Source organism: Pseudomonas sp. R9.37, assembly GCF_963878885.1.
GTDB lineage: Bacteria > Pseudomonadota > Gammaproteobacteria > Pseudomonadales > Pseudomonadaceae > Aquipseudomonas.
Window position 1 is genome coordinate 90,231 of sequence record NZ_CAWNZA010000043.1, and the last position, 14,373, is coordinate 104,603.

The 14,373-nt window shown below is 62.2% G+C and carries 13 protein-coding genes; 7 read left to right on the top strand and 6 right to left on the bottom strand.

What is annotated here, in order from left to right; translation table 11 throughout:
• The first annotated feature begins 1 nt into the window (after position 1).
• A complete protein-coding gene (gene cysW / locus AACU78_RS19525) occupies positions 2-874 on the top strand; it encodes a sulfate ABC transporter permease subunit CysW (RefSeq protein WP_003218139.1) in 873 nt (290 codons plus the stop codon).
• A 3-nt stretch (positions 875-877) separates the two neighbouring features.
• On the top strand, positions 878-1,858 hold the full coding sequence (locus AACU78_RS19530) for a sulfate/molybdate ABC transporter ATP-binding protein (RefSeq protein WP_106577357.1): 981 nt from the start codon (positions 878-880) through the stop codon (positions 1,856-1,858).
• A 121-nt stretch (positions 1,859-1,979) separates the two neighbouring features.
• Here AACU78_RS19530 and AACU78_RS19535 read toward each other — a convergent pair whose 3' ends face one another.
• Positions 1,980-2,507 (bottom strand): Mpo1 family 2-hydroxy fatty acid dioxygenase, encoded by a 528-nt coding sequence (locus AACU78_RS19535; RefSeq protein ID WP_106577358.1) that lies wholly within the window; start codon positions 2,505-2,507, stop codon positions 1,980-1,982.
• Between the two features lie 83 nt (positions 2,508-2,590).
• Here AACU78_RS19535 and AACU78_RS19540 point away from each other — a divergent pair, with 83 nt between their 5' ends.
• Positions 2,591-3,277: a Crp/Fnr family transcriptional regulator gene (locus AACU78_RS19540; RefSeq protein ID WP_106577359.1), complete on the top strand. Its 687-nt coding sequence runs from the start codon at positions 2,591-2,593 to the stop codon at positions 3,275-3,277.
• A 38-nt stretch (positions 3,278-3,315) separates the two neighbouring features.
• The gene (locus AACU78_RS19545; RefSeq protein WP_106577360.1) at positions 3,316-3,681 is read left to right on the top strand and encodes a response regulator; all 366 of its coding nucleotides are present in this window, start codon (positions 3,316-3,318) and stop codon (positions 3,679-3,681) included.
• Positions 3,682-4,705: 1,024 nt separating this feature from the next.
• On the opposite strand, the gene AACU78_RS19550 is transcribed toward AACU78_RS19545, so the two are convergent.
• A complete protein-coding gene (locus tag AACU78_RS19550; RefSeq protein WP_106577361.1) occupies positions 4,706-5,710 on the bottom strand; it encodes an AraC family transcriptional regulator in 1,005 nt (334 codons plus the stop codon).
• A 101-nt stretch (positions 5,711-5,811) separates the two neighbouring features.
• Between AACU78_RS19550 and AACU78_RS19555 the strand changes: the two genes are divergently transcribed.
• Positions 5,812-6,891, top strand: a complete 1,080-nt coding sequence (locus AACU78_RS19555; RefSeq protein ID WP_106577362.1) for a fatty acid desaturase — start codon at positions 5,812-5,814, stop codon at positions 6,889-6,891.
• Here AACU78_RS19555 and AACU78_RS19560 read toward each other — a convergent pair.
• From AACU78_RS19560 to AACU78_RS19570, 3 genes are read right to left on the bottom strand one after another with little or no spacing between them, the layout of a single operon-like run.
• On the bottom strand, positions 6,863-8,473 hold the full coding sequence (locus AACU78_RS19560; RefSeq protein WP_106577363.1) for an arylsulfatase: 1,611 nt from the start codon (positions 8,471-8,473) through the stop codon (positions 6,863-6,865). The two genes, AACU78_RS19555 and AACU78_RS19560, sit on opposite strands and share 29 nt — an antisense overlap.
• A gap of 14 nt (positions 8,474-8,487) precedes the next feature.
• A complete protein-coding gene (locus tag AACU78_RS19565) occupies positions 8,488-9,303 on the bottom strand; it encodes an ABC transporter ATP-binding protein (protein ID WP_106577364.1) in 816 nt (271 codons plus the stop codon).
• Positions 9,300-10,898: an ABC transporter permease gene (locus AACU78_RS19570; protein ID WP_106577365.1), complete on the bottom strand. Its 1,599-nt coding sequence runs from the start codon at positions 10,896-10,898 to the stop codon at positions 9,300-9,302. Before AACU78_RS19570 ends, AACU78_RS19565 begins: the two co-directional genes overlap by 4 nt.
• A 288-nt stretch (positions 10,899-11,186) precedes the next feature.
• On the opposite strand from AACU78_RS19570, the gene AACU78_RS19575 reads away from it, so the two are divergent.
• Entirely contained in the window at positions 11,187-12,188 is a 1,002-nt protein-coding gene (locus AACU78_RS19575) for an ABC transporter substrate-binding protein (protein ID WP_106577366.1), read from the top strand.
• A gap of 97 nt (positions 12,189-12,285) precedes the next feature.
• Here the strand turns inward: AACU78_RS19575 and AACU78_RS19580 are convergent, their stop codons facing one another.
• Entirely contained in the window at positions 12,286-13,206 is a 921-nt protein-coding gene (locus AACU78_RS19580; protein ID WP_106577367.1) for a LysR family transcriptional regulator, read from the bottom strand.
• 182 nt (positions 13,207-13,388) lie between these two features.
• Here AACU78_RS19580 and AACU78_RS19585 point away from each other — a divergent pair, with 182 nt between their 5' ends.
• The gene (locus tag AACU78_RS19585) at positions 13,389-14,294 is read left to right on the top strand and encodes a TauD/TfdA dioxygenase family protein (protein ID WP_106577368.1); all 906 of its coding nucleotides are present in this window, start codon (positions 13,389-13,391) and stop codon (positions 14,292-14,294) included.
• Positions 14,295-14,373: the final 79 nt, after the last annotated feature.

The following is a 14,373-nucleotide window of genomic DNA, read 5'->3' on the forward strand; positions in this document are numbered from 1 at the left end:
CATGTCCCAATCGTCTATTTCCGCCGCGTCTTCGGCCAACGCCGCCCGTCGTGGCAGCGCAGTGTCGCGACGCATCCTGATCAGCCTCGGCTGGCTGGTGTTCTTCCTGTTCCTGCTGCTGCCGCTGTTTATCGTGGTGTCCCAGGGTTTGAAAAACGGCCTTGGCGCGTTCTTCACCGCGATCCTGGAACCCGATGCGCTGTCGGCACTGAAGCTGACGGTGATCGCCGTGGTGATTTCGGTGCCGCTCAACGTGGTGTTCGGCGTCAGCGCCGCCTGGTGCGTGAGCAAATACTCGTTCCGTGGCAAGAGCATCCTGGTCACGCTGATCGACCTGCCGTTCTCGGTGTCGCCGGTGATTGCCGGTCTGGTCTACGTGCTGATGTTCGGCGCCCAGGGCTTCTTCGGCCCGTGGCTGCAAGATCACGACATCCAGATCGTCTTCGCCTTGCCGGGCATTGTGCTGGCGACCATCTTCGTGACGGTGCCGTTCGTGGCCCGTGAACTGATCCCGCTGATGCAGGAGCAGGGCACCCAGGAAGAAGAGGCCGCGCGCCTGCTCGGTGCCAATGGCTGGCAGATGTTCTGGCACGTGACTGTGCCGAACATCAAGTGGGGCCTGATCTACGGCGTGGTGCTGTGTACCGCACGGGCGATGGGTGAGTTCGGCGCGGTGTCGGTGGTGTCCGGCCATATTCGCGGCGTGACCAACACCCTGCCGCTGCATGTCGAGATCCTCTACAACGAATACAACCACGTTGCCGCGTTTGCCGTCGCGAGCCTGTTGCTGATCCTGGCGCTCTTCATCCTGCTGCTCAAGCAGTGGAGCGAGAACCGTATCAACCGCCTGCGCAAAAGCGCCGGTGAGGAATAAGTCATGTCGATTGAAGTCCGTAATGTCAGCAAGAATTTCAACGCCTTCAAGGCCCTGAACAGCATCAATCTGGACATCCAGAGTGGCGAGCTGGTGGCGTTGCTGGGCCCGTCCGGCTGCGGCAAGACCACCTTGCTGCGCATCATTGCCGGCCTGGAAACTCCGGATGACGGCAGCATCGTGTTCCACGGTGAAGACGTGTCCGGCCACGACGTGCGTGATCGCAACGTGGGGTTTGTGTTCCAGCACTACGCATTGTTCCGCCACATGACCGTGTTCGACAACGTCGCTTTCGGCCTGCGCATGAAGCCGAAAAACCAGCGCCCGAACGAAAGCCAGATTGCGGTCAAGGTTCACGAGCTGCTGAACATGGTGCAACTGGATTGGCTGTCTGATCGCTACCCGGAACAACTCTCCGGTGGCCAGCGCCAGCGTATTGCCCTGGCCCGCGCCCTGGCGGTCGAGCCCAAAGTGCTGCTGCTGGACGAACCGTTCGGCGCCCTCGACGCCAAGGTGCGTAAAGAGCTGCGCCGCTGGCTGGCGCGTCTGCACGAAGACATCAACCTGACCTCGGTGTTCGTGACCCACGACCAGGAAGAGGCCATGGAAGTCGCCGACCGCATTGTGGTGATGAACAAGGGCGTGATCGAACAGATCGGTTCACCGGGCGAAGTCTACGAGAACCCGGCCAGCGATTTTGTGTACCACTTCCTGGGTGATTCCAACCGCCTGCATTTGGGTGAAGACAAGCACGTGCTGTTCCGCCCGCATGAAGTGTCGTTGTCGCGCCATGAACTGGAAGATCACCACGCGGCTGAAGTGCGTGATATTCGGCCGTTGGGCGCTACCACTCGGGTAACGCTGAAGGTCGAAGGCCAGAGCGAACTGATCGAAGCTGAAGTGGTAAAGGACCACGACAGCCTGACCGGTCTGGCGCGTGGCGAGACCCTGTTCTTCAAGCCCAAGGTCTGGCAAAAAGCTTGAAGACACCGCAATACCCATGCGGGAGCGGGCTTGTGTGGGAGCTGGCTTGCCTGCGATAGCATCACTGCGGTGTGACTGACACACCGAGGTGCCTGCATCGCAGGCAAGCCAGCTCCCACATTCAGACCTTGCTCGGCTTTAGATCGCGGCGTTCTACCGGGCCGGACCGCGCCTCAATCTGCTCCTTGAGGTCATGCCGCAACCCCAGCAAAAACGCCAACTCCGCGACCACAAACAGTGGCCCGACGATCAGCCCCGACACGTCGTCCACAAACGCGGGCTTCCTGCCCTCGTAATAGTGGCCGATAAACTGAATCACCCAGCCCACCACAAACATCCCTATGCCGCTGCTGAGCCACACCAGCGTGCTCTGCGCCGCCAATACATGCCCGGCCCAGACTGACAAGCCCATCAGCAGCGTCATCAGCACGCCCAGCGCCAGTTCCAGGCGCAGGTAAAACCCGGCCGAGAACAACGCGAGGATCACCGCTGGAGATATCCACAAGCTGCCGACCGGCCATTCAGGACGTGAAAGCAGCACCGCCACGGCGACGACGATTAACGGGATGCCGACAAAGTGGCTGGCGATATTGCGCGGGTCGCGGTGGTAGGCGGCGTATTGACTGAGGTGCTCGACGAGGCTTTTCATTGTTGTTCCTCCTGTAGGATGTTTGATCATGCCTTGCCGGCCTGTGACTGACTGTCAGCTGGGCGACAATCTTCGGAGTTCGCATGGACACAGAGAAATGGCGCTCGCAGCTGGCCAGTGGTCATTGGTTCAGTCACTTGCCTGCCTCTTTTCAGCATAGCCTGCTGACCAGTGCCCGGCAGCGCCAGCTGGCGGCGGGGCAATACCTGTTCAAGCGCGGCGACCCGCCTTGTGGCCTGTATGCCGTGCTCGACGGCACGCTGCGCATCAGCGCGGTGAACGAACACGGTAAGGAAGCGCTATTGAGCCTGGTAGAGCGGCCATATTGGTTCGGCGAAATCTGCCTGTTCGATGGCTTGCCGCGTACCCACGACGCCTGCGCCGTGGGGCCGTGCACGCTGTTGCAGGTGCCGCAGCAGGCGTTGCTGAACATCCTTGACGAGTCCCCGCCGTACTGGCGCGACCTGGCCTTGCTGATGAGCCAGAAGCTGCGCCTGAGTTTTATCAATATCGAGCACCTGAGCCTGATGCCGGCCTCTGTGCGGCTGGCGCACCGTTTACTGATGATTGTTGAAGGTTACGGCGATACCGGGCAGTCAAAACGTGTGCTGCAACTGCCCCAGGAAGACCTGGCGGCGATGTTGAGCCTGTCACGCCAGACCACCAACGCCTTGCTCAAGGACTTGCAAGCCCAAGGCGTCGTGCGCCTGGGCTATGGGGAAATTGAAATCCTCGATGCTCATCGCTTGCGTGAGGCGGCGCACACCTGAGGGTGTTAGCCTGCAAGCCTGATCAATCGAGGTGTGTTATGCGCGTGCTGTTAGTGGAACATGAAACCGAAGAGGCACAGCGGATGGCGCGGGGTTTGAACGAGGCCGGCTACACCGTGGAGGTCGCAGCCAATGGCATGGCAGCGTTGCGCTTCGTGGAGAGTACCGAGTACGAGCTGGTGATTCTGGATGTGATGTTGCCGGGCTTGAACGCCTGGAAGTTGCAGCAGGCTATTCGGTTGAAGGGCGAGACGCCGGTGTTGTTCCTGACCACGCCGGGCGGGATTGAAGACCGGCTGCGCGGGTTGGAATTGCATGAAGATGATTATTTGCTCAAGCCGTTTGATGCCAAGGCGTTGGCGACGCGGGCAAGAAAGTTACTGCGCCGCGATCGTGGGCGCTGATTGATCCAGGATGTGCATGGCCTGATCCACCGCCTTCGCGAGCAAGCCCGCTCCCACCTTTGCCTGCATTCACACATCAAAATGTGGGAGGGGGCTTGCCCCCGAAGGCGCTGATTGATCCAGGATTGCATGGCCGGATCCACCGCCTTCGCGAGCAAGCCCGCTCCCACTTTTGACTGCATTCACACATCAAAATGTGGGAGGGGGCTTGCCCCCGAAGGTGCTGATTGATCCAGGATGTGCATGGCCTGATCCACTGCCTTCGCGGGCAAGCCCGCTCCCAGCTTTGACTGCATTCACATATCAAAATGTGGGAGGGGGCTTGCCCCCGAAGGCGCTGATTGTTCCAGGAGTGCATGGCCTGATCCACCGCCTTCGCGGGCAAGCCCGCTCCCACCTTTGACTGCATTCACACATGAAAATGTGGGAGGGGGCTTGCCTCGGAAGGCGTTGATTGATCCTGGGTTGCATGGCCTGATCCACCGCCTTCGCGAGCAAGCCCGCTCCCACCTTTGACTGCATTCACACATCAAAATGTGGGAGGGGGCTTGCCCCCGAAGGCGCTGATTGATACAGGATTGCATGGCCGGATCCACCGCCTTCGCGGGCAAGCCCGCTCCCACCTTTGACTGCATTCACACATCAAAAATGTGGGAGGGGGCTTGCCCCCGAAGGTGCTGATTGATCCAGGATGTGCATAGCCTGATCCACCGCCTTCGCGGGCAAGCGCGCTCCCACCTTTGACTGCATTCACACATCAAAATGTGGGAGGGGGCTTGCCCCCGAAAGCGCTGATTGATCCAGGATTGCATGGCCGGATCCACTGCCTTCGCGGGCAAGCCCGCTCCCACCTTTGACTGCATTCACACATCAAAATGTGGGAGGGGGCTTGCCCCCGAAAGCGCTGATTGATCCAGGATTTTCATGGCCTGATCCACCGCCTTCGCGGGCAAGCCCGCTCCCACCCTTGACTGCATTCACACATCAAAATGTGGGAGGGGGCTTGCCCCCGAAGAGGCCCTACCTAGCGCAACCCATCCCGAAACTGCCCCGGTGTCATTCCCGTCCAGCGCTTGAACGCGCGATTGAAACTGCTGGTATCGGCAAACCCAAGCAAATGGCTGATTTCGGCCAATGAACACTGCGGGTCCCGCAAGTGCAGCAGCGCGAGATTTTCCCGACACTCATTGAGCAACGCGTCAAACCGGCAGCCCTCATCGGCCAGATGCCGTTGCAAGCTGCGCAAACTCAAATGCAACGCCTGGGCGATCCGTTCGGCGCTCGGCTCACCCTCCGGCAATTGCGCCTCGATGGCCGCGCGCACCTTGCGCTCCCAGGTCAGCGGTTGCAGCTGGGCGAGGGTGCGTTTGAGCACGGTTTCATTGTGTTCGGCCAACTCCGGGTTGGCGTCATCCAAGTGGCTGTCGAAGTCTCGCGCGGCAAACTCCAGGCGGTCTTCCTCGGCGCCAAAGAACACCGGTGCGCGAAACACCGTGTGCCACGGCGTGGGGTCGGCCGGCTCCGGGCGTTGCAGGTATACCGCCAGCGGCGCGTACTCACGGCCCAGCCGATTTCGGCAGGTGCGCACATAGATCGCTGCAAACGCATCAATCGCTTCCAGCGCCGGTGCCGGGCTGCCGGCGGGTTGCAGCAGGCGAAAGCAATAGCGCTCGCCCTCTCGACTAAGCTCCAGCGTCAGCGCATCGCTGACCACCTGGTGATAACGCACGATCCGCTCGAACACCTCGCGCAGGCTGCCGCTGGCCACCAACGCATAACCCAGCGCATGAAAGGTGGTCGGGCTGACAAATCGCGACACCCGCAAGCCGATGGCCGGGTCGCCGCTGGCCTGCACGGCCAGTGCCCATAACCGCGTGGTGGCCGACAACGGATAGCGGGCGTTGGGGTCGTCCATCTGCTGCGGGTCGAGCCCGGCTTGCGCGCACAGCGCGGCGCTGTCGAGGTCCAGGGCGTCGAGCTGCTTGCGCAGGGCGCGGGTCCAGCTGGCGAGGGAAGTGGCTTCGGGCATGACGATTGGCGCTTGCGGTCAACAGGTTGGCGTGTGGGGCTGATGCCCTGGCGCACCGCTTGGGCCAGGATGCATCGATCAATCACCAAGAGGATGGAAGCATGGACGGTACTTCTGCAAGTCCCCAGCAGATGAACGCACAACAGCGTTCGGCGCATATCCGTGACGTGGTGCTCGCCGAAGGGGCCAGATTACGCCAGCAGCACCCCTGGCTGCGGCACCAGGACGCCCTGGGCGCGGGCATTCTGGCGTTTGCCTTGCTGGGCATGCTCGGCTCGGCGGCGCTCTACATCACCGGCCACATGGCGTGGTGGGTTTGCCTGCTGCTCAATGCCTTCCTCGCCTCGCTGACCCACGAGCTGGAACATGACCTGATCCACAGCATGTACTTTCGCAAGCAACGCCTGCCCCACAACCTGATGATGGGCCTGGTTTGGCTGGCGCGGCCGAGCACCATCAACCCGTGGATACGCCGGCATTTGCACCTCAATCACCACAAGGTGTCCGGCACCGAGACCGATATGGAAGAACGCGCCATCACCAATGGCGAACCGTGGGGCCTCGCGCGGTTGTTGATGGTGGGTGACAACCTCATGTCGGCGTTCATCCGCATGCTGCGCGCCCGGACCTGGAAGCACACATTCAACATCCTCAAGCGCTCCCTGTTGGTGTACGCGCCCTTGGCGCTGCTGCACTGGGGCGCGTGGTATGTGTTTTTGGGCTTTCATGCGGCCAATGGTGTCGCCAGCCTGATGGGCGCGCCGATCGCCTGGTCAGACGACACCTTGCAGGTGATGCAGGTGATCGACATCGCTGCTGTGGTGATCATCGGCCCCAACGTGCTGCGCACCTTCTGCCTGCACTTTGTCAGCTCCAACATGCACTACTACGGTGATGTGGAGCTGGGCAACGTGATCCAGCAAACCCAGGTGCTCAACCCTTGGTGGATGTGGCCGCTGCAGGCGTTTTGCTTCAACTTCGGCAGCACCCATGGCATCCACCATTTTGTGGTGAAAGAGCCGTTTTACATCCGCCAGATGACTGCCAGCGTGGCGCACAAGGTGATGCGCGAGATGGGCGTGCGCTTCAACGATTTCGGTACCTTCGCGCGGGCCAACCGCCTGGAACCGCAGGCCCGCACACAGGCCGGGCTCAATCCGGCTGAAACGGCGACGCGCTGAGCACCACGCCGGTTTCGTCCACGTACTGCTGCCAGTGGCCGATCAGGGTGTCGAGTTTGTCCGGGTGGCTTGAAGCCAGATCATGGATTTCTCCGGGGTCCTGGCCCAGGTCATACAGTTGCCACGTCGCCGGCCCTACCGGGCCTGGGATGTACACGGCTTTCCACTGGCCCTGGCGAATCGCGCGGCGGCCGAAGAGCTCCCAGCCGGTGACGGTATGTTCGTCGTGCACCTGGGCGGTCTCGCCGGACAAAAAGCCCAGCCACGACTTGCCCCGCAACGGCGCCACCGGCTTGCCGCGCCAGTGCTTGCCGGGGTGGCGTACACCGGCAAGGTCCAGAATCGTCGGCGTAATATCCATCACCGTGCCAAACCCATGGCTGATGCGCCCGTTGAGCGCCAGTGGCGGGTAGTGCACCAGCGCCGGCACCCGAATGCCGCCCTCGGTGGTAAACGCCTTGAACAGCCGCGACGGCGCGGTCGCCACCTGCGCCCATGACGGCCCGTACCAGACGTAAGAGTTGGCGCGGCCGATGTTCTCCAGGCTGTTGTCGTAATGCTGGTTGAGATAGGTCAGCAACTGCGGCCCGAACTTGGGGAAAGCTTCCAGCAGCGCGCCCTCGGCGCCGTTATCGGACATGAACACGATGAAGGTGTTGTCCAGTTGCCCCTGGCGGCGCAGGTACTCCACCACCCGGCCGATGTTCCAGTCCATGCGCTCCACCATCGCCGCATACACTTCCATCGCGCGGGCCGAGAGCTGGCGCTGTTCATCGCTCAAGGCCGCCCATTGGGTGTTCAGCTCGATCAGCGGGTGGGGCTCGACATCGGCGTCGATCAACCCCAGCGCCTTGAGCTTTTCCAGGCGTTCCAGGCGCAGCGCTTCGGGACCGGCGTCGTAGCGGCCACGGTATTTTTCGACAATGTCCGCCGGCGCCTGCAACGGCCAATGCGGCGCCGAAAACGGCAGGTAAGCGAAGAACGGCCGCGCCTGGTCGCGCTCCTTGAGGTACTGCAGCAGCTTGTCGCCAAACGCATCGGAGGAATAGAACCCCTCCGGCAGTTGCTCGACGAAGGTGTCGTCCTCGATGTACAGCGCCGGGGTGGATTTGAGCAGGCCTGGCGTGTCGTCGTCGTAGGTTGGCTCGAAACCATAGTGGTTGGCCGCGCCGGGCAACAGTGAAAACGACCGCTCGAAACCCCGCGCATGCGGCGCCCGTTCGGCGGTGAGGCCCAGGTGCCATTTGCCGCTCATCAAGGTCTGGTAACCGGCCTCGCGCAGCAGCTCCGGCAGCGCCACGACGTTGTCGTTGAGGTAGCCCTCGTAACCCGGTTTGCCGATCAGCTCCGGCGTAAGCGCCTCGGCCATGGTGCCGATGCCGGCGATGTGATGGTCGGTGCCGGTCAGCAGCATCGAACGCGTAGGGGAGCAGGTCGGCGCGGTGTGGAAGTCAGTCAGGCGCAGACCCTTGAGCGCCAGGGCATCCAGGTGCGGCGTAGAGATTTCCCCGCCGAACGCACCGAGGTCGGAAAAACCCATGTCATCGGCCAGGATCACGAGAAAATTGGGACGTAGCGGCATCACGGCACTCCTCTTCAGCAGGCAATAAAGGCCAGCGGCAGGTCGCGAATCTGTTCGCGCACCGGCGGCTGATAGTGGTCATCGCTGATCAGTTCATGCAGCAGTTCTTCGCGCAGCTGGTGGAACTCGAAGCTGCTGCGCTGGCGCGGATGGGGCAGGGCGATATCGACGATTTGCTTGATCCGCCCAGGCCGAGGCTCCATCACCACCACGCGGTCGGCGAGGAAAATCGCCTCTTCCACGTCGTGGGTCACCAACACCGTGGTGATCTTGGCGCGCGCGCGGATCGCCAACAGCTCGTCCTGCATTTGTTGGCGGGTCAGCGCGTCGAGGGCGCCGAACGGCTCGTCCAGCAGCAGGATGCGCGGGCTGGCGACCAGGCCACGGGCGATCGCCACCCGCTGCGCCATGCCGCCGGACAGCTGATGGGGATAGGCGCGGGTAAAGTCGCTCAGGCCCACCAGCTCGATAAAGTCGCTGATGCGCCGGTTGCGCTCGGCTTCGCTCAGCGGCTCGTTGACCAGGCCCAGGCCAATGTTTTGCGCCACGGTCAGCCAGGGGAACAGGCGGTGCTCCTGGAACACAATGCCGCGCTCGCCGCCGATGCCGTTTACGGCCTTACCGTCGACCTGGATGTCGCCGCGAAACTGCGTGTCGAGCCCCACCAACAGGCGCAGCAGGGTGGATTTGCCGCAGCCGCTGGAGCCGACAATCGCGACGAATTCGCCCTCGGCAATCTCCAGGTTGAATTCGCGAATAGCCTCCAGCTCGAAGCCGTCGACGTCGAAGGACTTGCCCACATGGTTGAAGCGGACGATAGGTGCGTTCATGCGTGTCTCCAGCGGGTGGCGCGGGTTTCGATGCGTTGGCCGATAAAATTGAGCGTGGCGCCGGTAAGGCCGACCAGCAGCATGCCGCTCATGATCACGTCCATGCGCAGCAGCTGTTGGGCGCCGATCATCAGGCTGCCGATGCCGCCATTGGACGGCATGAAGTATTCCGCGCCGATGGTGCCGAGCCAGGCGTAGATCAGGCTCAGGCGCAGGCCGGCGAAAATCCCCGCCGCCGCGCCCGGCAACACCAGACGGCGCAGGCGCTGGAACAGGTTCAGGCGCAGCACTTGCGCCGCTTCGCGCAGTTGCGGCGACAGGTTGAGCACGCTGCGTTGGGTGGCGATAAACAGCGGGAAAAACGCGGCGAGTGCGATAAATACTGACTTGGCCAACTCGCCCAGGCCAAACCACGCGGTAAGCAAAGGCACCCAGGCAAAAATCGCGATCTGGCGCAGCGCGGCCAAGGTCGGGCCGAGTACGCGCTCACTGCGCCGCGACAGCCCCAGCCACAGGCCCATGGCAAAGCCCAGGCCGCCGCCCAGCAGCAGGCCGCCCAGTGTGCGGCCCAGGCTTTTGACCACGGCGCCGGACAGGCTGCCATCCAGCACGCCGGCGCCAGTGGTTTGCAGCACCGCCCATGGGCTGACCAGAATATTGGCGTCCACCCAGCCATGCTGCGTCGCCATCTGCCACAGCGCTACCAACAGCAACGGCAGTAACCACGGTTGCAGGCGCTGCCAGCCTTGATAGCGCGGCCCGCGACGAATCTGCGCGGTGGCCGGGTGCGGCCAGTGCACCCATTTGCGATCCAGCCAGCCGATGCCACGATCCATCACCACGCCCAGCACGCCGATGACCACGATGCACACGAACACGATGTCGAGCATGAACAACTGGCGCGCCCAGACCATCAGGTAGCCGATGCCTTCACTGGACGCCAACAACTCCACCGCCAGCAACGACGTCCAGCCCGCTGCCAGGGCCAGGCGTACACCGGCCATGAATGCCGGCAGCGCGGCGGGCAGGATCAGGCGGCGGATCAACAGGTGCGGGGGCAGGCGCAGCACGCGAGCGGCTTCGCGCAGGTTGGGCTGGGCATCACGCACGCCGACCAGGGTATGCAGGGTGACGGGCACGACGATTGCCTTGACCAGCACCACCAGTTTCAGCGTTTCGCCAATGCCGAAAAACACCATGAACAGCGGAATCCATGCCAGGGTCGGCACTTGCGACAGCGCGCTGAAGGTTGGAAATATCAGGCGCTCCGCCCGGGCGCTGAACCCCAATAGCGCGCCCAACAGCGCGCCTGCGCCGACACCGGCCAGCAGCCCCCAGAACAAACGCTGCACGCTGATCGCCAGATGGCTCCACAACTCGCCGCCGGCCAGTTCCACTGCGGTGCTCCAGACCAGCGAGGGCGGCGGCAGAATCTGCTGGCTCATCCAGTGATTGCGGCTGGCCAGCCACCACAGCGCAAACAGTGCCAGCGGCAGCAGCCAGGGTATGAGGCGTTCGCTCAGCTTCGGCCAACGCGGCGCGGCGTCTTTGCCGGGGGCCGCCAGAGGTAGGCTCAGAAGTGAAATTCGGGCCATGGAGGACCTCCGTTGTCGCCGTGGGCGTTATGTGATTTCGATCTTAGAAAAATGCAAACAAGATGATTGTGAGATAAGAAAAATCATTTAAAGCCTCTGTCCGACACGCATCCAATGCATTCGAAGAATATTTTCGATGCTGTTTATGCATATCCCTCTGGAGCCTGCGTTTTAGCTCGCATAGTCCCAAAAGCTATTAAATTGTGAATTTATAGTATTTAAAGTTTTGATCGGCCTGTGCCTACTTTCTGCTCCCCAGGCGACCGTCGCCCACCAGGAGCTGCGCTTATGAAACTGCCCTTCAAACGTCTGATCAGCCTGTTCGTCGGCACTGCCCTGGCCGGGTTGGTGCAGGCTGCCGATCTCACGGAAATTCGCATCGCCGTGCCCGACCTCAGTGCGGGCAGCCAGCACAGCGGCGGCGGGGTAACCGATGTACTGCAAAGCCAGCAAATCTTCGAAAAGGCCTTTGCCGATCAGGGCATCAAGATTCAATGGAATTATTTCAAGGGCGCAGGCCCGGTGATCAATGAGGCCTTTGCCAACGGCCAGGTGGACCTGGCTTACCTGGGCGACCTGGCGGCGATCATCGGTCGCTCCAATGGCCTGGACACGCGCTTGCTCAGTGCCTCGGCGCGCGGCGTCAAGCATTACCTCGCCGTGGTGCCAGGCTCCGGCATCAAGACCTTGCAAGACCTCAAGGGCAAGCGCGTCGCCGTGTTCCGCGGCACGGCCAGCCAGTTGTCATTCGACACCGCGCTGGCCAGCCAGGGTTTGAGTGAGAAGGATCTGAAAGTCATCAACCTGGACTTCAGCGCCGCCATTGCCGCCCTGGCCGCCAAACAGATTGACGCCACCTGGGGCGGTTCAGGTCTCACGGCGCTGCAAGCCAAGGGCCTGGCCGAGATACCGCTGACCACCAAGGACATCGGTGGCGCCGGCAGCGTGCAGGCGGTGCTGGTGGGCAGTGCCAAGTTTGTGGATGAACACCCGCAAGCCGTGGCCACGTTGCTCAAGGCCCAGCAGCAGGCGGTGCAGTGGTTGACCGATGACAACAACAAGCAGGCTTACATCGACCTGGTGTCGGGGCTGGCCAGTTACCCGCCGGTGATCCTGACCAACGATCTGAAAGACCAGAAACTCAGCGAGATTTTCCCCTCGACCCTGGACCCGGTGTTCCTCGGCAAATTGCAAGACGCGGTGGACTTGGCGTCCAAAGAGCGGCTGATCCGCAAGCCGTTTCAGGTGGGCGATTGGGTGGCGCCCAATCTGGCGGCGGCGGGGCGCTGAGCCTGGTGGTGGCTGGGTTATCGCTATCGCAGGCGAGCCCGCTCCCACAGGGGAACGCCTTCCAACTGGGCGAGCGGGCTTGCCCGCGATGAGGCCTTCAAACCGCCACACTCACCTGCTGCCTGTCCACCTCCACCAGCGTCTCAATCATCGCCTTCGCCGCCGGCGACAACCGCGACCCGGTGCGGCTGACAATCCCGCAGCGCGCGCTCATGGTCTCCAGGTTCTGCGGCAGGTTGCGCCAGTGCAGCAGCACCAGCGAGCCCTGGGCGATGTCTTCGGCAAACGCTTCTTCAGTGCCCACGCCAATCGCATCGGACTGCAGCACGATCTTCACCAGCGCCGGGAAATGCTCGGTCTGAATGCTCGGTGAAAAGTCCATGCGCCCACTCAGGTTCGCCAACAATTTTCGGATGCCCTGGGAGATCAGCGGTGAGGCCAGCGGGTAGTCGAACATGTCGTTGGTCGACAAGCTGTCCTTGGCCAATAACGGATGCCCCGGTCGGCAAAAAAACACCCCGCGCTTGGGCGTCAGTGCGCGTGTCTGGAAGTTCGGGTCGGCTTCGAACTGGCGAATGTCGGCGATAAAGAATTCGATCTCTTCACGGCTCAGGGCGCGGCTGAGTTTCTCCCAATTGTCCACCTGGAAACTGGTGCGGATTTTCGGGTGCGCACCGATGAACCGCGCCACCGCATCCGGCACCAGTTTCACGGCCGGCGCCGGCCCGGTGCCAAAGCGCAGGTCACCGGCGTCGAGTTTGGTCATGCGCGTCACTTCACTGCTCAGCAGGGCGGCGCCGTGCACCAGGCTCAAGGCGTGTTGCAGCACCACCTGGCCCTCGGGCGTGGGGCGCAGATCCTTGTTGCCGCGATCGACCAGCACACAGCCGAACTCTTGCTCCAGCCCTTGAATGCTGCGGCTGAAGGCGGGCTGGGTGATGCCCATGGCGTCCGCTGCACGCACGAAACTGCGGTGTTCGTTGAGGGCGATGAAGTAGCGCAGTTGGCGAAGATCCATATGCTTTCCCGGCATCTGAAAAATAGGTCGAAGGCATTTGCGACCGAGGGAGCTGAGGTTTTAAATGCAAGCTCTTATTCCGTCAACGAAGCATTGATTCATTTGCTAGATCTAAAATGCATATCAATAGAGCGTTGCCGGAAGGCATCCCCACCATCAGCAGGCACATGAGGGTCTTCACCATGAGCAACGCCGCATTAGCTGTTCAACCCGTCGCCCAGGCGCTGGACATCCACCCGGTCGCTGGCCGCATCGGCGCCGAGATCCGTGGCATCAAACTGTCCGGTGACCTGGATGCCGCCACCGTCGACGCGATCCAGCAAGCGCTGGTGCAGTACAAAGTGATCTTCTTTCGCGAGCAGACCCACCTCGACGACCAGAGCCAGGAAGCCTTCGCTCACTTGCTCGGTGAGCCGATTGCCCACCCGACCGTGCCGGTGCGCGACGGCACGCGGTTCCTGCTGGAACTGGATGGCACGCGCGGCCAGCGCGCCAACTCCTGGCACACTGACGTGACCTTCGTTGACGCCTACCCGAAAGCCTCGATCCTGCGGTCGGTGCTGGCGCCAAAATCCGGCGGCGACACCGTGTGGGCCAACACGTCCAGCGCCTACAACGACCTCAGCGTCGAGCTGCGCGCCCTGGCCGACACCCTGTGGGCGATTCACAGCAACGAGTACGACTACGCCGGGCGCAAGCCGGATGTATCGGTCGAAAAGCTTGAGGAATACCGCAAGGTGTTCACCTCCACGGTGTACGAGACCGAACACCCGGTGGTGCGCGTGCACCCGGTCAGCGGCGAGAAAACCTTGCTGCTGGGGCACTTCGTCAAGCGCCTCAAAGGCTATTCCCAGGCGGACTCGACGCAGCTGTTCAATCTGCTGCAAAGCCACGTCACCCGCCTGGAAAACACCGTGCGCTGGCGCTGGAACGCCGGCGATGTGGCGATCTGGGACAACCGCGCCACCCAGCATTACGCGGTGGATGACTACGGCACCCAGGAACGCATCGTGCGCCGGGTAACGCTCAAGGGCGACGTGCCGGTAGGTGTGCAGGGGCAGCGTAGCCAGACGACAAAGGGGCTCTAGGCTAAGTTTGGAGATCAAAAATGTGGGAGCGGGCTTGCTCGCGAATGCGCAGTGTCAGTCGATCTAAGTATCAACTGAC